The sequence below is a fragment of the Streptomyces sp. NPDC000941 genome, assembly GCF_053599555.1.
Genome location: NZ_JBSFMM010000116.1, coordinates 1 through 19,776 on the forward strand (window position 1 = coordinate 1; position 19,776 = coordinate 19,776).

The following is a 19,776-nucleotide window of genomic DNA, read 5'->3' on the forward strand; positions in this document are numbered from 1 at the left end:
CTTGGCGCGGAGCCGGGGATTCCGCCCGCGTACCGCGCGGCACGCGGTGCGGTGCCCTGGGCGGCTTCGACGTGCCTGTAGCCGAGGTCGCCCCGGACGGTGATGCCCGTCGCGCCTTTGCTGGGTGGCGTGCCCGCCCCGGTGCACCGCACCGCGTGCCGCGCGGTACGCGGGCGGAATCCCCGGCTCCGCGCCAAGACGCGCAACCTCCGCATGTCCCGCGCCCTCTTCCATACTGGCCATGACCGTACGCGCCGATGCGCCCCGGTCCGGGCCGCACACCGGCTGACCGACTTCCGTTCCGACTACACGAGGACACACCGCCCTGATGCCCGACGAACACGTTGACCGCATGCGGACGATGTCATCGATCTCCCCGCACAGCCCGTTGTGTTCGTCGAGAAATGTACAGTTCGGTTCCTGGGGGGTCGGCTCACCATGTGTCGGCGAAACCCGACCTGTGCGGAGCCGCTGCTGCCCATGGCGCGGACCGTATGACACCCATCCGCACCCGGGACGTCCGGGCGCACGCCGGAACCGCAGGAACTGTCCGAGCCGTCGTCTGCCCTTGCGCAGACGGCCTCGGTGTACACGATCGACTTGGGGCCGACATGCCGGAACTTGTACTGCATGCCAACAGACGCACCTGGACCCTGGACGCGTCCCGTAGCTACACCATCGGGCGCGACCAGCAGGCCGACATCTCGTTCATCGACCGCCGAGTCTCCCGGCGACACCTCGTGATCCGTTACGAGGGCGGGACGTGGGTCATCGAAGATCTCGGCAGCGCGAATGGCACGTTCGCCGAAGGGCGTCGTATCCAGCGGATGGAGATCGGCCACGGTTCGATCGTCCGGCTGGGAGACGTCTCCACCGGCCTGCGGCTTGACTTCACCGGAGTCGTCGCCGGAGCCTCGGCGGCGGTGGGTGACGATCAGGCGCGTGCCGACGTACGGATACGCGCGGGGCAGCCCCAGGGCGAGGCCCGCCCCAAGGTCCGGGGCGCCGCGGAGCGGGGCACGGCGGAGGCAGCCGCCACGCCCCCGGTGGTGCCCGGTCCCCGGCCGGGGGAGGTTCCGGGAGCCCCCATGGGGGTGGCGGCGGCCGGTGGCGACGGCCTGTTCCGGCCCCTCCCTCACCAGGCCGCAGCCGACCTCGCCCGTGCCGCGGTTCCCCGGACCCCCGGAGACGCGGGTGCCGCCCGGGACGGTCACCGGTCCGAAGGGCCCACAGACGGTCCCCGTGGAGCCGCCGCGGCCCTTTCCATCGACCGGGACCCCTCGGGCGTCTACCCCCTCGTCCTGGGGCAACGGCTGCGTATCGGTCGCGCGCAGGACAACGAACTCGTGGTGGAGGGCCCGCATGTCTCCCGCTACCACGCGGAGTTCCGGCCCCTGCCCGGTGGCCGCTTCGAGATTGTCGACCTCGGCAGTCACAACGGCACCTATGTCAATGGGCAGCCCGTGGACCGCCGGATCATCGGCCCGTATGACATCGTCGGTGTCGGCCACTCCACCTTCCGGCTCGCCGGAGACCGGCTGGAGGAGTTCGTCGACACCGGCGAGGTCTCCTTCACCGCCCGCAACCTGACCGTGACCGTCGGGCGCGGCAAGACCATCCTGGACGACGTCTCCTTCGGCGTCCCCGAGAAGTCGCTGGTCGCGGTGATCGGGCCGTCGGGCTCCGGGAAGTCCACCCTTCTGCGCGCACTCACCGGCTACCGGCCCGCGGACCGTGGCCAGGTGCTCTACGACCACCGCGATCTCTACGCCCAGTTCGCCGAGTTGCGCCACCGGATCGGCCTCGTCCCGCAGGATGACATCCTGCACAAGGAACTGACCGTCGACACCGCTCTGAAGTACGCCGCCAGGCTCCGCTTTCCCGGTGACACCAAGGCGGCCGAGCGCAAGGCCCGTATCGACGAGGTGCTCCAGGAGCTCAGACTCGACGTTCACCGGGGCAAGAAGGTCTCCTCGCTCTCCGGCGGTCAGCGCAAACGCGTGTCCGTTGCCCTGGAACTGCTGACCAAGCCCTCCCTGCTCTTCCTCGACGAGCCCACCTCCGGTCTGGACCCGGGCCTGGACCGCAATGTCATGAAGCTGCTGCGGGAGCTCGCCGACGACGGCCGCACCGTGCTGGTGGTGACGCATTCGGTCGCTGAACTGGCCCTGTGCGACCGGGTGTTGGTCATGGCGCCCGGTGGCTCCGTGGCGTACTTCGGTCCCCCGGGCGAGGCCCTGGGCTTCTTCGGACACGACAGCTGGGCCGATGTCTTCTCCGCCTTCGAGGACCATCGCGACGACTGGGGCGGGCACTGGCGGGCATCCCGGCAGTACGAGCGGTGCGCCGCCGAGATCGACTCGGCCGTCCCGCCGCAGCATCCGGGCGCCCCTGCGACACAGCCGCCCGCCCGGGCTCCGCGGCCCAAACCGCAGGGCTGGATGGTCCAGTTGTGGACGCTGATGCGCCGCTATGTGTCGGTCATCGCCTCCGACAAGGGCTTCATGGCGCTGATGCTGCTGCTCCCGGCCGTGCTGGGCGGAGTGAGCTGTCTGATTCCGGCGACATACGGACTCGCCGCGCCACCGCCCGACAGCCGCTTCCGCTACAACCAGGAGTCCGGAACCATTCTGCTGGTGCTGGTCGTCGGCATGTGCTTCTCCGGCGCGGCCAACTCCGTACGTGAATTGATCAAAGAACGGGTGATCTACGAACGGGAGAGGGCCACGGGGCTGTCCCGATCCGCGTATCTGATGTCGAAGGTGATCGTCCTCGGTCTGATCACCGCGATGCAGGGTGTTGTCATCTGCGCCATCGGCTTCTCCGTCCGCCAACTGCCCGCCCAGGGGCTGCTCATGCCCACGGCCGTCGAGGTCTGCGTGGTCATCAGCGCGCTGGGCTTCACCACCATGATGTTCGGTCTGGTCATCTCCGCGCTGGTGCGGACCCCGGAGAAGACCATGCCGCTGCTCGTGATGTTCGCCGTCGTCCAGGTCGTCTTCACCGGGGTCCTCTTCAAGCTGTTCGACTCCCCGGGCATCGAACAGATCGGCTGGCTGATGCCCGCCCGCTGGGCGGTCGCCGGCGCCGGGACCACACTCGACCTCGCGCACACCATGCCGCCCTGGGATCTCGGCAAGCCGGACGACGTCGACCCGCTGTGGGCCCACACCGTCACCCAGTGGGGCATCGACCTCGCTGTGCTCCTGGCCATCGGGCTGGTCTGCGGCTTCGTGGTGACCCGCCTGCTGCGTCGGCACGAACCCGAGGTCATGCGGGACTAGGCCTGTGAAGTGCCGGTGAAAACCCTGTGGAAATGGTGTCGGTGGGGCGGTTTATGCTGCCTCAGACGATGACGCGGTACCAGGGGAGGGCGCGGCATGTTCGGCAAGCTGTTCGGCAGGGGTGCGGAGAGACCGGCGGCGGATCCGCACGCCCTTCCCGTCCCGCGCAGGCAGAAGAACGGGACGTACACGCTGCGCGCGCTCGGGGACGCGCGGGTGCTCGCGCTGGTGGAGGCTGCCGCCGCGGGAGACTGGGAGGCGGTCAAGGCGGCGCTGGCCCCCTTCGATCTCGGCCGCGACCACCAGGTCCTGGGCGAGCTGGCGGAGTTGGACGGTGTGCAGGACTGGATCGGCCAGGCCTGCGAGGAGGACAAGGAGCACCGGGCGACCGCCCTGCTGATATCCGGGACGCGCCACATCAGCTGGGGCTGGGAGGCCCGCACCGCCGCGCGTGCCGTGAACGTCACGCAGGAGCAGTGGCGGGTCTTCCACGAGCGGCTCCGCATCGCCGAGGAGCAGCTGCTCGAGGCGGCCGAGTTGCGGCCGGAATGGGTCACGCCGTGGCGCCGTCTCCTCACCTCCGGCCGTGGTATGTCGCTGGGCCCCGCCGTCAATGAGACCCGGCTCGACGCCGCCCTGGGGCGCGATCCACTGGACCTGGAGAGCCACCTCGAGTGGGTGTCGCAGGTGCAGCCCCGCTGGGGCGGCGAGCCCGGCGAGGCCCTGGCGTTCGCCCGCGACGCGCTCGCCCGCGCTCCGCAGGGGCACCGGCTCGGCTGCGTGATCGCCATGGCACATATCGAGGACTGGGTCGAGTCGGATCATGAGGACTGCCTCGAAACCCCGGAAATCCAGGCCGAGTTGCGGGAGGCGGCCGACCACAGCATCCTGAACCCCGGCTACGTGTGGCGCCCGGGCTGGCAGCACGACTTCAACATGTTCGCCATGGCCCTGTCGCTGGCCGGTGAGCGCCACACGGTCCGGCGCGTCTTCCAAACGCTGGACGGTGCGTACACCACGTGGCCATGGACCTACTTCGCGGAGCCCGAGAAGCAGTTCGCCCGCCACCACCGCCGTGCCTGAGCACCCGCCGGCCCCGGTGCCGCCTGCCCGCCACCCATCGCCCCTCCCACTCCGGACTGTCCGATGACTCTGCCTGACACCGCCGTCCACCCGGCCGGCGCCGACCGCACCTTCCAGGTGGATCTGCGCGGCCTCGTCGACCTCCTCTCCCACCACCTCTACTCCAGCCCTCGCGTCTACCTGCGTGAACTGATGCAGAACGCGGTGGACGCGCTGACCGCCCGGCAAAGCCTCGAACCGGCAGCGCCGGCCGAACCGGCCGCACCCGTCGACGCCTTCGGTATCCGCCTGTACGCCGACGGTTCGGTGGTGCGCGTCGAGGACGACGGCGTCGGTCTCACCGAAGCCGATGTGCACACCTTTCTCGCCACGATCGGCCGCAGCAGCAAGCGCGCCGAGCGGATCGCCGAGCAACGCGCCGACTTCATCGGCCAGTTCGGAATCGGCCTGCTCTCCTGCTTCCTGGTCGCGGACGAGATCCACGTCCTGAGCCGCTCCGCCCGCACCCCCGACGCCCCCGCCGTGGAGTGGCGGGGACGCGGCGACGGCAGCTACACCGTCCGCACCCTGCCCGGCTCCGCCCGCCCCCGCCCCGGCACCACCGTCACGCTGACGCCGCGCGCCGACGCCGGCGAGTGGACCCGCCCGGCGCAGGCGCACGCGCTGGCCCGGTACTTCGGCTCCCTGCTGCGCCACCCGGTGACCTTCGACGACGGCACGGGCGGCCCGGGCGGCCCGGGCGTGTCCGTCAACCCCGAGCCCGCACCCTGGGCGCGTACGTACCCCACGCCGGGAGCCCGCTCCCGCGCGCTGGCCGCGTACGGCGAGGAGGTCTTCGGATTCACGCCGCTTGACACCATCGAGCTGGACCTGCCGGCCGTAGGCCTGAAGGGCATCGCGTGCGTGCTGCCCGAGGCGGTGCCGGCCGGGCGCCGCCACGGCCACCGCGTGCACGTCAAGGGCATGCTGCTGTCCGAGCAGGCCGAGGAGATTCTGCCCGAGTGGGCCTTCTTCGTCCGCTGCGTCATCGACGCCGAGAGCCTGCGCCCGACGGCGTCCCGCGAATCCCTGTACGAGGACGACACGCTCGCCGCCGTCCGCGACGCCCTCGCCGAGCGGCTGCGCGCGTGGATCGCCCGGGCCGCCGCCAGCGATCCGGACCTGCTCTCCCGCTTCCTCCAGGCTCACCACCTGGCCGTGAAGTCGCTCGCGGTGCACGACGACGAGATCCTGCGGATGCTGCTGCCCTGGCTGCCGTTCGAGACCACGGACGGGCACACCACCCTCGATGAGTTCGCGCGCACCCACCGCACCGTGCTCGTGACGTCGAGCGTGGAGGAGTTCCGGCAGGTCGCGGCGATCGCCTCGGCCGCCGGGCTCGGGGTCGTCAACGGCGGCTACACCTACGACCGTGAACTGGTCCACCGGCTGCCCGAGATCAGGCCCGAGGCCGGTGTCGCCGACCTCGACCCGGCGACCCTGACCGCCCACCTCGACCCCGTGGACCGGGAGACGGAACTGGCCGCCGCGGCCTATCTCGCCGTGGCCCGCGACGCCCTCGCCGTCTTCGACTGCGATGTCGCGCTGCGCACCTTCCAGCCCGCCTCCGCCCCCGCCCTCCTCGTCGACAGCCGCGAGGCGCGGCACGAGCGCACCCGCTCCCGGCTCGCCCGTGAGCAGGAGGGCGGCTTGTGGGGCGACATCCTCGGCGCTCTGAGCCAGCAGGCCCCGCGGGCCCAGCTGATCCTCAACCAGCTCAACCCGCTGGTCCGCACCGCCGTCACCATCGACGAGCCCGAACTGGCCCGCACCACCGCCGAAGCCCTCTACGGGCAGGCCGCGATGCTGTCCCGGCGCCCTCTGAGGCCCGCCGAATCGAGCCTCATCAACCGCTCCTTCCTCGACCTGCTCGCCCACGCCCTCCGCAAGGACAGCTGACGATGCCGACCGCACCCGCACCCGCACCCCGTCCTCAGAACACGGACGAGCTGTACCGGGCGCTCCAGGAGAACGACCGGCGCGCCTACGGCCGCACCCGGACCGTCACCGCAGAGGAACTCGTCGAGGCCGCCGAGCAGTTCGCGGAGCCCGTTGCGCTCGTCGATGCGCTCCTCGAGCTCCAGGAGGCGTACACCTACGGCTCCGAACCCCGGAAGTCGCCCGTCGTCTTCGCGCGCCTGCTCACCCTCTTCGACGAGCAGCCCGACGTCTTCGACGAGCGCCTGCGCCACACGCTGTTCTGGCGGTTCAAGTGGGTGGCCAACGCTTTGCTCGCGCTGCCCGAGATACCGCTGACCAGCCTGCACCAGTGGCTGTCGGAGATGCGTGACCGGTACGAAAAGGCCGGCCTCGGCCTTCAGCCCTACTACGGACAGGCGTACCAGCTCGCCGCCCATGTCGGCGAGGACACCACCCTCGCCTACGAGTTGTGGGCGGGCCGTACCCGCACCAGGCTCAGCGACTGCGAGGCCTGCGAGACCTGCGAGCGCGCCCTGTACCACCTCGGGGCGGGCGACGACGAGCGGGCGCTGCGCACCTGGGAGCCCGTACTGGCCGGGAAGGAATCCTGCCAGGAGGAGCCGGCCCGCTCCGTCTCGTACGCGCTGTTGCCCCTGCTGCGCACCGGCCGCACCGACCGGGCGCGCGAACTGCACCTCGCCGGCTACCGCGGCTGCCGCCGCAACCCCTCGACGTCCCAGGAGGTCGGCCGGCACCTGGAGTTCTGCGCGCTCACCGGCAACGAGGCACGCGGCCTGGAACTGCTCGCCGAGAACCGGAGCCTGTTCGACGAGGTCGACTCGCCGCTTGACCTGCTCAGCTTCCTCACCGGCGTGGAGGTCCTCCTCCAGCGCGTCGAGTCCCTCGGCCACGGCGAACTGCCCGCCGCCGGGTACGCGGGCCGCACCTGGACGGTGGCCGGTCTGGGCGCCGAGGTGCGCGGCCGCGCCGACGACCTGGCCGCCCGCTTCGACGCCCGTAACGGAACCACGGCCCACACCGACCGCCGCAGGGCCCGCCTCGACCGTGCCCCGCTCCTGGACGCGCTGGAACTGAGCTTGCGCAGCCGCAGCCTCGACGACGTGGCCCCGGCCGCCCCGGTTGTCGCGCCCGCCGCCCGTACAGTCGCCGCCGTGCCCGACTCGCTCCCCGAACTCATCCTCCGGGCACGGTCGTTGGACGAGCAGGGGCACCCGGACGCACTGGCCTGCTGGGCGCGGCTGCGCACGCTCGTCGCCGCCCGTGACTACACCCACCCCGACGACCCTGCCGTGGGCCCGCTCGTACGACTGCGCGCGGACCTGCTGGCCGACGAGGCGAGCCGGGCGGGCGAGAAGGAGGAGTTCGCCGACGCCGCCGCCCTCCACGAGGAGGCCGCGGCCCTGTACGACGACGCCGGAGAGCCGGGAGACGCGGCGCTCGCCCGCGCCTGCGCCCTGCTCGCCACCGTCGAGACCCCCGCACAGGGCGCCGACGGAGCCGAGGCGAAGGCCGCCGCGCTGACCGCCGCCCACGCGTCCATGGTCCGCCTGCACGAGGAGACGCCCGGCCTCGCCCCGTACCAGGAGGCCCGCCTGCTGCGGCTGCGGGCGACCACGCTCGGCCTGCGCGTACAGACGTCGGGGAGCGAGGAGCACGTCGCGCCGGTCCTCGCCGAGGTGGATGTGCTGCACGCGTTCGCCACCCGGCACGACCTCGCCGGACAGATCTCCGGCGCCCTGCTGCTGCGGGCGAGCACATACGCCATCTCCGGCGACCTGCCCGCCGCCGTCACCGAGATCGACGCCCTCCTCGACCGGCTGAAGGAGCAAGGCCCCGCCTGGCACCTGCCCCGCACCCTGGGACTGCGCGGCCGGCTCCAACTCGGCCTCCAGGCCGCGCAGGCCGCGCACGCCGACCTGACGGAGGGCCTGCGACTGGCCGCCGACTGGCCGGCCGACACGGTCGACACCGCCCGCCTCCACGGTGATCTGGCCGAGGCCTGTATGCACCTGGGCCGCCCCGACGAGGCCCTGCGGCACCTGACGCGCTCCGCGGAGCTGGAGCTTCGCCGCGGCAGCCGGACGGACGGGTTCTGCGCCTACGGCAACGCGGCCCAGCTCACCCTCGACCTGGGCCGCGTCGAGGACTGCATCGCGCTGCTCGACTCCCTGCTGGCCGAACCCGACGTCGCCGCCGGAGAGCAGGACGACCGGCTCGTCGCTCAACTGCGCCTGACCCGCGCCCGCGCACTGCACGCGGGCGAGGACCTCAAGGCCGCCACGGCGGAGTTCGTCGCCCTCGCGGCCGAGTCGGCCGACTGGGACGACGACCCGGGAAGCCACGCCGTGATCGCCGCGGAGACGGCCGTACTCCTCGGTGAGTCCGGCGAGTTCGGCCGGGCCCGCGAGGTTGCGGACCAGGCACTCGCCGCCCACGCCCGGGCCCCGCGCTACGGGCAGCTCAGCAGCTGCCTGCGCGAACTCGCCCGCCTCCAGGCGGAGCAGCAGGGCCCCGACGGCCTGGCCGACGCCCTCGCCTTCCTGGCCGACGCCGGCCGGATCGCCGACGAAGCCCGCGCCGCCGACCACGAGGCCCGCGGCCGCTCCCTGGACACCGCCCTGGCCTACGAACACGGACGGGTCAACGCATACGCCGGTGAGTACGAGGGCGCCCTGGCCGCCCTGGAGAAGGCCCTCGCTCTGCTCGGCGAGCCGGGAAGGGACGACGACCGTGCCGACGAGTGGGCCGAGTGCGTCCGCCTCGCGGGCGCCGTGGAGGGCATCTACCTGGAACGCCCCGCCCCCGCCCGCACCCGCCTCGACGCGGCGGTCTCCCACCTGACCGCCTTGGGCCACACCGCGGAGACCGAGCCGCTGATCTCCCTGACGGCTCGGCTGCGCGACGAGGAGTGACGCGGCGGTACCGGGGCGACAGCCCGCCCCGGTACCGCGGCCCGCGTGCTCACGGCGACGGCGGCCGGCTGAACGCGCCCTCGGGCAGCGGTGCCGCGGGCCGGGTTCGCGGCCACAGCGCATCAGGGACGGGCTCGTCGACCCGCCGCGCGGCGAGGCGCACCTGGTCGGGGGAGACCATGCCGGCGACCACCGACGCCACCTCCGGCCGCCGCAGCGGGAAGCGGAGCGCGGCGTGGGCCAACTCGATGCCCGCGGCCCCGCAGAGCGCGGCGAGTTCGCGGGCGCGGCGCAGCACCGGTTCGGTCACCGGCGCGTAGTCGAAGGTGTCGTCCTCGCCCGGCTCGGTCCGCGCGAGAATGCCGGAGTTGAACGGCGCCGCCGCGAGCACCGACACGCCGCGCTCGGCGCAGCGGTGCAGCAGCGGCTCGCCGGAACGGTCGAGCAGGGTCCAGCGTCCGGCGAGCATCACGGCGTCCACGTCGCAGCGGTCCACGATCTCCGCGAGCGGCTGCCAGTAGTTCATGCCGACGCCGACCGCCGAGACCAGGCCCTCGTCGCGCATCCGCAGCAGCTCGGGCACCGTCTCGGCGATCACCTGCGGGACGTGCGGGTCGGGGTCGTGTACGAGGACGATGTCGATGTGGTCGACGCCCAGCCGGGTCAGGCTGTCCTCGAGGCTGCGCCTGACCCCGGCAGGGGAGTAGTCGAGCCGCCGCCGCAGCGTGTCCGGTACGGCGAACCCCGAGCCGAGATCCGTGCCACGCGGATCGTCGTTGGGGACGAGGAGCCGCCCGACCTTCGTCGAGATCACGTACTCGGCGCGGGGCCTGGACGCCAGCGCCTGGCCGAGCCGCCGCTCGGCCAGGCCGAGCCCGTAGTGCGGCGCCGTGTCGAAGTACCGGACGCCGGCCTGCCAGGCCGCGTCGACGGTGGCCAGCGCCTGCTCGTCGTCGACGGCGGCGTACAGGTTCCCGATCGGCGCGCTGCCGAAGCCGAGCTCGGTCACCTGGACGCCGGTCCGCCCGATCCGCCGGCGGTTCACGCGGCGGCCCCGCTGCCGACAGCGAGCCCGTACCAGCGGCTCGCGGTGCCCCCGTACACGGCGGCCCGGTCCGCGTCGTCGAGCGTCTCCAGCAGCGCCGCAGTGATCGACAAGGTGTGCCCGTAGTTGGCGGCCAGAGTGCACACCGGCCAGTCCGAGCCGAACATCAGCCGCCGGGCGCCGAACTCCTCCAGCAGCGGCCGGGCGTACGGGAGCAGGTGCTCGGCGTCGCGCTGCCCGTCGCCGGCCTCGGTGAGCAGGCCGGAGAACTTCACCGCGACGTTCGGCAGGGCCGCCAGTTCGGCGATGTGCGTCGCCCACGGCTCGATCGCGCCCGCCGCGATGGGGGGTTTGCCCGCGTGGTCGAGGACGAAGGACGTGCCGGCGTGGCGCCGTACCGCCTCGATCGCCGAGGGGAGCTGTGCGGCGGTGACGATCAGGTCGAAGACCAGCCCGCGGTCGCCCAGGACGTCCAGGCCGGCGGCGACGTCCGGGCGCAGCAGCCAGTCTCCCTCTGCCGCGCCGGGCGGTTCGAGCTGAACCTGGTGTCGCAGGCCGACCAGGCCGGTGCCGCCCTCCGCCGCGCGCAGCCGGTCCAGGGTGTCGGCGAGGTCCGGGGCGGTGAGTTCGGCCCAGCCGACGACACCGGCAACGCGGACGTCGCGCGCGTACAGCCGCAGCAGCTCCACGGTCTCCTCCGCCGAGTCCACCGTCTCGACGACCACGGTCGCGTCGATGCCGTGCACGTCGAGCTGCGGTGCCAGGTCGGTCATGGTGAAGTCGCGGCGCAGTACGGGCAGGTCCCGCGTCCATGGCTGGTCCTGGACCGACAGGTCCCACACGTGGTGGTGCGCGTCGACACGCGGCGGTCCCGCCACGCTTGTCGAGGCTTCAGCGCGGTCCACCCGTTTCATCAAGGCTCCTTGCTCCTCAAGTCGTTCAGACGACAAGTCGTTCAGGCGACCCGGTGGTCGTCGAGGGCGTCGGGGTTCCAGTCGATTCCGATGCCGGGTACGTCGGGAGGGGTCATACAGCCGTCCTCGATGGCGAGCGTGCTGTGCGTGATCGCCTGGAGTTGCGGTATGTGCTCGACGAAGATCCCGTTCGGCACGGCCGCGGCAAGGCTGACGTGCAACTCCATGAGGAAGTGCGGGCTCACCGCGACGTTGCAGGCCTCGGCGGCGTGCGCGACCTTCAGCCAGGGGGTGATCCCGCCGACGCGGGCGACGTCGACCTGGACGATCCCGGCCGCGCCCGCGGCCAGGTAGGCGCCGAACCGCTGGACGGAGTACAGCGACTCGCCGACGGCCACCGGCACGCTGGTGGAGGCGGACAGCCGGCGGTGCCCGGCCAGGTCGTCGGCCGGCAGAGGCTCCTCGAACCAGGCGATGTCAAGCGGCTCGTAGGTGCGGGCGCGGCGGATCGCCTCGGCGGCCGTGAAGGCCTGGTTCGCGTCGACCATCACCTCCAGCTCCGGGCCCACGGCCGCGCGGACGGCCGCGAGCCGCTCGGCGTCCTCGGCCGGCGACGGCCTGCCGACCTTGATCTTCACGCCGCGCAGCCCGGCCGCCGCCGACTGCCGCGCGCCTTCCACGACTTCTTCGATCGGCAGGTGCAGCCAGCCGCCCTCGGTGTCGTAGACGGGCAGCCGCTCGTGGGCGCCGCCCGCCATCCGCCACAGCGACTCGCCGGTACGGCGACCGCGCAGGTCCCACAACGCGGTGTCGACGGCGGCGAACGCCAGCGAGGTGATCGCCCCGACGGTCGTCGCCCGGGTCTGGTCGAGCATGAGCCGCCACAGCGCCTCGATGGGCCCGGCGTCCCGCCCCAGCAGCGCCGGGGTCAAGTGGTCCCGGATGAGCGATACGACGGCCTGCCCGCCGGTCCCGATGGTGTAGGAGTACCCAATGCCGGACAGCCCGTCGGACGTGTGGACTGTGACGAGGACCGTCTCCTGCTTGACGAAGGACTGCATCGCGTCGACGCGTACGGCCGCCGGCTCGAGATCCACCAGCTGGACGTCGATGCGTTCGATTCGGGTCATGTGGTGTGCTTCCTGGATCGGGGCACGATACGGCTCACGTGGCGGCTATGGCTCATTTGAGGGCGCCCAGCGTGATGCCGTTCGTGACGTAGCGCTGGAAGATGAGGAAGAGGATGACGATGGGAAACGTCGCGATGGTGAGGCCGGCGAAGAAGGCGCCCTGATCGCTGACGAACTGTCCCTGGAAGGACAGCAGCCCGACCGACAGCGTGCGGTTCTGCGGGCGGGTCAGCAGGACCACGCCGAACTGCACCTCGCTCCAGACGAAGATCAGCCCGAGCATCGAGACCGAGATGAAGCCGCCCCTGCTGATCGGCAGGACGATGCGCAGCAGCGCGGCGAACTCCCCACATCCGTCGATCTTGGCCGCCTCGAGCAGTTCGCGCGGCACGGCGGCGAACACCGACCGCATGATCAGGGCGATGGTCGGCGTCATGAACGCCGCGTACACCAGCGAGATGCCGAGCACGCTGTTGAGCAGGCGGTACTTGCCGAGGAGTTCGAACGTCGGGATCAGCGCGACGATCAGCGGGATGCTCAGCGCGAGCACCATGATGCGGCTGACCACGCCCGACAGTGCGCGGGTCGCCCGGGCCAGGCCGTAGCCGGCGAGGCTGCCGCAGGTCACGCCGATGGCGAGGCTGCAGAGCGTGATCAGCAGGCTGTTGCCGATGTACGTCGGAAGAGGTGCCCCGCCGACTGTGCCACGCCAGGCGGTGGCGTAGTTCGACAGCATCCAGCGACCGCTGAGGCCCAGCGGATGGGCGTAGATGTCGGCCGTCGGATGCAGTGACAGCAACAGCATCGACAGGAACGGGACGACGGTGATCAACGTCCAGACGAGCAGCAGCAGGTATCCGAGGTACCACAGCGGGCCGCGTCGCCGGAGCCGTCGCTGCCGTCGGTGTCGGTGTGCGTCTGCCGCCACGTCGGCCGTACGGGTCTTCGCGCGCCGGGCCGGTGTCGCGCGCCGGGCCGGTGTCGTCGGGGCCGTCATCGCGCGTCCAGCCGCTGCTGGCGGAAGAGTTGCAGGACCACGACGCCGATGACACTGACGATCAGCGTCGTCACGACGGCGGTGGCCGAGCCGTAGCCGTAGTCCTGGTCGATGAACGACTGCTTGTAGACCAGCACCGGCAGGATGCTCGTGGCGTTGCCGGGCCCGCCCCGGGTCATCGCGTAGATGATGCCGAAGGCGTTGAAGGAGAACACGGACATCAGGGTCGTGACCGTGCCGAGCATCGGCACGATGTTCGGCAGTGTGATCCGGAAGAGCCGTCCGGCCTCGGACACGCCATCGAGCGTGGCCGCCTCGTGGACCTCGGGGGAAATGGTGTCCATCGCGCCCAGCAGGATCAGCATCGCGTACCCGGTCTGCGTCCACACCGCGACGAAGATCGTCACCATCAGCGCGGTTGTCGGCGATGCGAGCCAGGCGTGTGCGTCGCCGAGTCCGAGTGCGCCGAGCACGGTGTTCACCACGCCGGTGGAGGGCTGGAACGAGTTGGACCAGAAGACGCCCGCGACGCTGACCGGGACGATCACCGGCAGGAACCAGATGGTCTTGAAGAAGCGGGCGCCGGGGACCTTCCGGTTGATCGCGTTGGCGAGCAACGTCGCGATCACCACGGTGCAGACCACCGTGCCGACGAAGAACACCAGGCTGGTCACGATCGACTGCCGGACCAGCGAGTCGTTGATGAGCCGCCGGTAGTTGGCCAGCCCGCGGTAGGTGACAGATCCGACGCCGTCCCACGAGCCGAGGCTGATGTGCACCGACTCCGCGACCGGGTAGGCGATGAGCAGGGTCATCAGCACCAGCGCCGGTGCGAGGATCAGAATCGGGAACTTCTGCGCACCGCGGCGTGGCCTGTGAGCGGTTGCGGCAATCGGAGGGATCTTCTGGGCGGCCATCAGTCCGTCGCCCCGGAGACCTTGCCGGACTGCAGGTCCTCCAGCCCGGTCTGGAACTGCTGGGCCGCCTGCTGCGGGGTCAGCTTGCCGGACACGAGCTTCTGCAGCACCGGCACCGCGAACGACTGCCCGAGCGTGGACGGCACGGTCGAGTCCCAGATGTTGACCAGTCCGACGGACTTGGACAGCTCGAACTGCTGCTGCACCAGGTCGCCCAGGTTCGACAGGCTCGACGGCTTGATCGAGGTGAACACCGGCAGGGAGCCGCCGGCGGCGACCACGCTGACCTGGTACTTGTCGGTCATGAAGAACTTGAGGAACTTCTTGGCCAGCCCCGGGTTCGCCGCCTTGGCGGGTATGACGAAGGTGTCGCCGTTGAAGGCGTTGAACGGCGTCTTACGGCCCTTCGTGAGCGGCGGCAGCAGGAACCAGCCCATGTCGAACGACGGCTTGGCCGCCTTCAGGTCCGCGTAGCTGTAGTTGCCGCCCTGCAGCATCGCGAGCCTGCCGCTGGTGAACAGCGCCTGGGCCTGTGTGGTGTCCATGCCGAGCATCCCCTTCTGGAAGATGCCCTTCTCCTGCCAGTCCTGGATGGTCCGCAGTGTCTTCACGAAGCCCGGGTCGGTGTACTTGACGTTCGTCGGCGAACCCGGCTTGAAGTTCGTGAGCATGGCCTGGTAGTCGCTCTCCGACACCGCGGTGGGCAGCAGCGCGTCGAGCGTGTGCCCCAGGTCGTACGGGCTCGACCCACCGACGCCGAGGCCCTCGTACCCGGCGGACTTCAGCTTGGCCGCCATGGACTCGAACTCGGCGACGGAGGCCACCTGGTGATCGGCCGGGTCGGGGATGCCGGCCTTGGCGAACGCCGCCTTGTTGTAGTAGATCGGGGCGATCAGCAGTTCCTCGTAGAGAACGCCGTAGTGATGCCCGTTGGTCGTGTAGTAGGCGGTCTGGCTCTCGGAGTACTTGTCCGCCAGGCCGGCGTCATTCCACACATCGTCAATCGGGGTGAGCTGCTTGTTCTTCAGCAGCGCCGACCAGACGCCGGTGCTGCGCTGGAGGTAGCCGATGTCCGGGGTGGCGGTCGAGCTGAGCAGGGCCACGTTCGGGCCGCGGGAGCTGTTGGAGTCGACGCTCTCGAAGGTGACCTTGGTGCCGGGGTTGGCCTTCTCGAAGTCCTTGCCGACCTGTTGCATCCGATCGGCCATCGGCCCGGCGGGGATCTGCACACGCAGCGACTTGCCGTCGCCGGATGAAGCGCCCGGACCGGTGCCGCACGCCGAGAGGATGCTCGCGGCCGCGAGCAGGACCACGGCACGCCTGGCCGCCTTGGAAGTGTTAAAGGGCCGCACGTGACTCGTCTTTCCGGGAGTTGGACAGTTCGATGGCAATCACGTCGATGAGGGCGCCGGTCGGTGGCGGCACGGTGATGAAGAGCTCGCCGAGGGGCTCGTCCTCGGCGCCGTTGGCCTTGTGCACTTCCTCGTTGACGGAGTACTCCAGAGGCTGCTCGGTGCCCAGCATGCGTACGCCGGTCACCGAGCCGATGGGCACGTTGCGTACGACGAGGAGGTCCTGCGGCTGCAGCAGCAGGTGCAGGTAGATGGTGTCGCCGTGCTGGGTGGCGGGGCCGTGGAAGTCGAGCCGTTCGGACGCCGGCCCTGCGCCGAAGAGGCTCTCGCCGTGGCCGGCGAGCCAGGCGCCGAGCTGCTTGAGTATGGCCACCTCGGTCGGCACAAGCGTTCCGTCGCCGCGCGGCCCGATGTTGAGCAGAAGGTTGCCGCCGCGCGAGACGACCTCGCTGAGGTAGCCGGCGAGCAGGCGCGGGCTCTTGTAGTCCAGGTCGTCGGGCCGGTACGCCCAGCTGTCGCTCATGGTGAGGCACAGCTCCCACGGTCCGCCCGGCGGACGGCGCGGCATGCCCTGCTCGGGAGTGGCGTAGTCGCCCTGGCCCGGCAGCCGGTCGTTGATGATCACTTCCGGCTGCAGTGACTTGATCAGCTCGCGCAGCTCGGCGGCATGCCACTCCTCCGCGGTGCGCTCCCACTCCCCGTCGAACCAGAGCAGGTCGATCGTCCCGTACCAGGTGAGCAGTTCGGTGAGCTGTCCCTTGACATAGTCGATATAGCGCGCCCACTGCTCCGGCGACGGCCGGCGGTACCGGTCGTGCGGGTAGGGGCGGTCGGCGTCGGTGAACGCGGGGTAGTCCGGATGGTTCCAGTCCAGCAGCGAGTAGTAGACGCCGACCCGCAGGCCCTCGGCGCGCAGCGCGTCGAAGAACTCGCGGGTGATGTCGCGTCCGTACGGGGACGCCGCGATGGAGAAGTCGGAATGTTCGGTGTGGTACATCGAGTAGCCGGCGTGGTGCCGGACGGTGAAGACGACATAGCGCGCCCCCGCGGCGCGGGCGAGGCGGGCGACCGCCCGCGGATCCCAGTGGCGCGGATCGAAGGTCGCGGCGGTCGATTGGTACTGCGCGACCGTGATGTCGGCTTCAGGCTCGGTACGGCCCGGAAGGATCGAATGGCCGACCAGCGGCCAGCCGATCTCCACGCCTTGCTGACTCGCGTGGTCCCAGTGGACGAAGAGCCCGAAGGCCGCTTCATCGAACCAGTCGGGAATGGTCACGAGGGTCACCCTCCGCATCGAGGGGATCTTGATCCCAGATCGGATACTATAGGATTTGATTGAGGATGCAGGTGTTCCGATCGTGCGTCAACAGGCGTCGCGAAGATTTCAGAACGATCGAGGCCGTCCTCCTGATGGAGCGGCGTCAAGCGCGTAGATTCAGTGATCGACGATGTGGAGGGTTGATGAGTGAGCCCATGCCGCTGACGGTCGCAGCCGCGACGAACAGCTCGGGTTCCCGTGGATCAGGCAAGATCAACGTTCGTGAGTCGGTCTTCCAGGCGCTGATGGCCCTGCTCATGGATCACGACCTGGAGCCCGGTACGAAGCTGTCGATCGCAGGGCTCGCCCGCCAACTCGAGGTGTCCCAGACGCCGGTCCGCGAAGCTCTCGCCCGATGCGAGTCCGAGGGCCTCGTCGTGCGCCGGCCGAACGCCGGCTATCTGGTCGCCCCCCTGCTCGACCGGACCGGCCTGGACGACCTCTACGACATCCGCCTGCTCCTCGAGCCGTCCGCCGCTGAACGCGCGGCGCAGTACGCGACCTCAGCCGAACTGGACGGCATGCACCACATGCTCGAGCGGATGAGACCGCCGCTGCGCGGCGACACCTACGAGGCCTATCGCGGCTTCGCGGAGCTCGACGCCGCCTTCCACAACGCGATCGCCGAGGCGAGCCGCAGCCCGCTCATGGCCGACACGCTGCGCCGGTTCCGGGCGCACACCCACAGCTACCGCCTGTACTTCCGGCACAGCATCGCCGGTGAGGCCGTCGTCGAGCACCAGGCGGTGCTCGACGCCATCCGCGCCAAGGACCCGGAGGCCGCGGCGCACGCCATGCACGACCACTTGGAGGCGTCGAGGTCGCGCCTGAGGAACACCGGCGAATCCTGACCGGACGCCCGAGCTCGCGGGGCAGCGTGCCGGGCGAGCCGCACAACGCGGCTCTGGCGCTCAGCGGGACGCGGTCCGGCTACGCGCCGGGGGCTGCGGGCGGTGGCGTACCCGGCTGGAGCGCAGATGTGTGGCCATCGCCTCGGCGGCCTTCTCCGGGTTGCGCTGCACGAGAGCGTTCAGGATGTGCTCGTGCTCGGCGACGGTGGCCTCGACGGATCCGGGCGCGCTGTTCAGCCGCAGCATGTGCAGATGGGCGTGGAGGCGGTTCACCGCGTCGGCGAGCAGCGGCCGCCCCGCGGCCTGGGCCAGCACATCGTGGAACTCCTGGTCGAGCGCGGCGAATCGGCGATAGTCCGCGTACTTCTCGCCCAGGTCGGGCTGGCGGCGCATCTCCTCGACAACGGACCGCAGTTGACGCAGTTCGTCGTCGCTCGCGTTCTCCGCGGCCAGCGAAGCGGCCCGGGGTTCGAGCAACAGCCGCATCTCGAACAGGTCGAGCAGGGCGTCGGGGTCGAGCAGGTCGGTGGCGCGATAGCCGGCGTTGGGCCGCTTGACCACGAGCCGCTCCGATTCGAGCCGGGCGAGCGCCTCTCGCACCGGGGTCGCCGACACGGCGAGCTGACGGGCCAGTCCCTCGATGCTCACGCGGGCGCCAGGCGCGATCTCATGGTCCATGATCATCGCCTTGACGCTTTCGTATACGCGATCGGTCAGCGCATCCTGTCGAGTCCCATCAGTCATGGCATGAATCATAGAGAATCCCTGCCCATCCCGGGCCCCGGCAGAGTATGGACGGCACCATGAGACCTGCCGACCGTACCGGCCGAGCCGTTCCGCGAGTGGTGGCGATGGACGGACGGCGGAAAGGACGCAGACAAATGAGCAGCAGGGACGTGATCCTGGGCCGGGTGCGGCGCGCGCTCGGCGGCCCGGCCGGGGAGCCGGCGACGTACGAGACGGACATCGCCCGCGGCTATCTGCGCGAACACGGCGCACGCACGACCGAGGAGACGGTCGAGCTGCTCGCGGAGAACCTCGCGGACTATCGGGCGATCGTCCACCGGTGCACCGACGAGGAACTGTCGGAGGTCGTCATGCGCCTGCTCGCCGAGCGCGGCGCGCAGACCGTCGCCGTGCCTCCCGAACTGCCCGCGTACTGGATCAAGGCCGTGGACGCGACTCGGATCCATGACCGCGCCGCGACCACGGCGGCCGAACTCGACCGGGTCGACAGCGTCGTGACGGCCTGCGCCGTGGCGATCGCCGAGACGGGAACCATCGTCCTCGACAGCTCACCCGACCAGGGCCGCCGCCGCCTCACGCTCGTCCCCGACCACCACATCTGCGTCGTCCGCGTCCCCGGCCAGGTGGTGTCCTCCGTCCCCCAGGCCCTCGAACGGCTCGACCCGACGCGACCACTCACCTGGATCTCCGGTCCGTCCGCCACCAGCGACATCGAGCTGGACCGGGTCGAGGGGGTGCACGGACCGCGCACCCTGGAAGTGGTGCTGTGCGAGGGTGACGGCTCGGCGGCAGGCGTCAACGGTCCGGAGAGAACTCCGGCAGCACGCCCTTGGTGAGCAGGAAGCACCCGTACGGTCTGTCCTCGCCCGTGATGACCACGGCAAACGCGGAGCGGGCACGCGCATAGAACGCATGGCGTTCGACCGCCTCCACCGCCAGCGGGCGGCCCGATGTCTCCTCCGCGGCGGCGACGAAGTCCGTCTGTACCGGCGGCTCGGCGGCGGCGTCGCCGACGACCGCCATCCTCGCGATGGGCTCGGGGATGAACGTGTCGAGCGGCAGCAGTCCCAGCACCGCCCGGCCCGCCGAGACGACGTCGGTGCCATCCAGCCGAATCACCCGGTCGTTCACGGAGTGCGCGGGGAAGTTCCTGTCGACGAGCGCGATCGTGTCTCCATGCCCCATCTGCGCGAGCGCGTACAGCAGGTCCGGGGTCAGGAGCGGGTCGAGTCCTTTGAGCAAGGTG

General features: G+C 70.8%; 16 protein-coding genes. 6 read left to right on the plus strand and 10 right to left on the minus strand.

The genetic code is table 11. The annotated features are described in order from the left end of the window. Window positions 1-197, minus strand: a 197-nt coding sequence (locus ACWDSL_RS31225) for a hypothetical protein (RefSeq protein WP_450491120.1), incomplete at its 3' end; no start/stop codon positions are given. A gap of 414 nt (window positions 198-611) precedes the next feature. Here ACWDSL_RS31225 and ACWDSL_RS31230 point away from each other — a divergent pair. From ACWDSL_RS31230 to ACWDSL_RS31245, 4 genes are all read left to right on the plus strand, one after another. Further along, on the plus strand, window positions 612-3,284 hold the full coding sequence (locus ACWDSL_RS31230; RefSeq protein ID WP_450491122.1) for an FHA domain-containing protein: 2,673 nt from the start codon (window positions 612-614) through the stop codon (window positions 3,282-3,284). A gap of 96 nt (window positions 3,285-3,380) precedes the next feature. Continuing rightward, complete coding sequence (locus ACWDSL_RS31235; RefSeq protein WP_450491124.1) at window positions 3,381-4,367, plus strand: hypothetical protein; 987 nt, start codon at window positions 3,381-3,383, stop codon at window positions 4,365-4,367. Window positions 4,368-4,430: 63 nt separating this feature from the next. Continuing rightward, complete coding sequence (locus ACWDSL_RS31240; protein WP_450491126.1) at window positions 4,431-6,305, plus strand: HSP90 family protein; 1,875 nt, start codon at window positions 4,431-4,433, stop codon at window positions 6,303-6,305. A 2-nt stretch (window positions 6,306-6,307) separates the two neighbouring features. Next, on the plus strand, window positions 6,308-9,259 hold the full coding sequence (locus ACWDSL_RS31245) for a hypothetical protein (RefSeq protein ID WP_450491128.1): 2,952 nt from the start codon (window positions 6,308-6,310) through the stop codon (window positions 9,257-9,259). A 49-nt stretch (window positions 9,260-9,308) separates the two neighbouring features. Here the strand turns inward: ACWDSL_RS31245 and ACWDSL_RS31250 are convergent, their stop codons facing one another. The 7 genes from ACWDSL_RS31250 to ACWDSL_RS31280 form a co-directional block, all read right to left on the minus strand. After that, window positions 9,309-10,304, minus strand: a complete 996-nt coding sequence (locus tag ACWDSL_RS31250) for an aldo/keto reductase (protein WP_450491130.1) — start codon at window positions 10,302-10,304, stop codon at window positions 9,309-9,311. Next, window positions 10,301-11,218 carry an amidohydrolase family protein gene (locus ACWDSL_RS31255; RefSeq protein ID WP_450491132.1) on the minus strand — a complete coding sequence of 306 codons (918 nt, stop codon included), beginning with the start codon at window positions 11,216-11,218 and terminating at the stop codon, window positions 10,301-10,303. The genes ACWDSL_RS31250 and ACWDSL_RS31255 overlap by 4 nt, the downstream gene beginning before the upstream one ends. 41 nt (window positions 11,219-11,259) lie before the next feature. Then, the gene (locus ACWDSL_RS31260; protein WP_450491134.1) at window positions 11,260-12,348 is read right to left on the minus strand and encodes a mandelate racemase/muconate lactonizing enzyme family protein; all 1,089 of its coding nucleotides are present in this window, start codon (window positions 12,346-12,348) and stop codon (window positions 11,260-11,262) included. Window positions 12,349-12,400: 52 nt separating this feature from the next. Continuing rightward, window positions 12,401-13,345, minus strand: a complete 945-nt coding sequence (locus tag ACWDSL_RS31265; protein WP_450491136.1) for a carbohydrate ABC transporter permease — start codon at window positions 13,343-13,345, stop codon at window positions 12,401-12,403. Continuing rightward, on the minus strand, window positions 13,342-14,160 hold the full coding sequence (locus ACWDSL_RS31270) for a carbohydrate ABC transporter permease (protein ID WP_450491138.1): 819 nt from the start codon (window positions 14,158-14,160) through the stop codon (window positions 13,342-13,344). Before ACWDSL_RS31270 ends, ACWDSL_RS31265 begins: the two co-directional genes overlap by 4 nt. A gap of 101 nt (window positions 14,161-14,261) precedes the next feature. Continuing rightward, entirely contained in the window at window positions 14,262-15,575 is a 1,314-nt protein-coding gene (locus ACWDSL_RS31275) for an ABC transporter substrate-binding protein (RefSeq protein WP_450491140.1), read from the minus strand. A gap of 25 nt (window positions 15,576-15,600) precedes the next feature. Continuing rightward, the gene (locus tag ACWDSL_RS31280; RefSeq protein WP_450491142.1) at window positions 15,601-16,890 is read right to left on the minus strand and encodes an alpha-L-fucosidase; all 1,290 of its coding nucleotides are present in this window, start codon (window positions 16,888-16,890) and stop codon (window positions 15,601-15,603) included. A gap of 185 nt (window positions 16,891-17,075) precedes the next feature. Here ACWDSL_RS31280 and ACWDSL_RS31285 point away from each other — a divergent pair, with 185 nt between their 5' ends. Further along, window positions 17,076-17,783 (plus strand): GntR family transcriptional regulator, encoded by a 708-nt coding sequence (locus ACWDSL_RS31285; RefSeq protein ID WP_450491144.1) that lies wholly within the window; start codon window positions 17,076-17,078, stop codon window positions 17,781-17,783. 60 nt (window positions 17,784-17,843) lie between these two features. On the opposite strand, the gene ACWDSL_RS31290 is transcribed toward ACWDSL_RS31285, so the two are convergent. Then, window positions 17,844-18,527, minus strand: coding sequence for a GntR family transcriptional regulator (locus ACWDSL_RS31290; protein ID WP_450491146.1), 684 nt, complete (start codon window positions 18,525-18,527; stop codon window positions 17,844-17,846). A 137-nt stretch (window positions 18,528-18,664) separates the two neighbouring features. Between ACWDSL_RS31290 and ACWDSL_RS31295 the strand changes: the two genes are divergently transcribed. Beyond that, window positions 18,665-19,366 (plus strand): LutC/YkgG family protein, encoded by a 702-nt coding sequence (locus ACWDSL_RS31295; RefSeq protein WP_450491148.1) that lies wholly within the window; start codon window positions 18,665-18,667, stop codon window positions 19,364-19,366. Here ACWDSL_RS31295 and ACWDSL_RS31300 read toward each other — a convergent pair. Then, complete coding sequence (locus tag ACWDSL_RS31300; RefSeq protein WP_450491150.1) at window positions 19,326-19,772, minus strand: RbsD/FucU family protein; 447 nt, start codon at window positions 19,770-19,772, stop codon at window positions 19,326-19,328. The two genes, ACWDSL_RS31295 and ACWDSL_RS31300, sit on opposite strands and share 41 nt — an antisense overlap. Window positions 19,773-19,776: the final 4 nt, after the last annotated feature.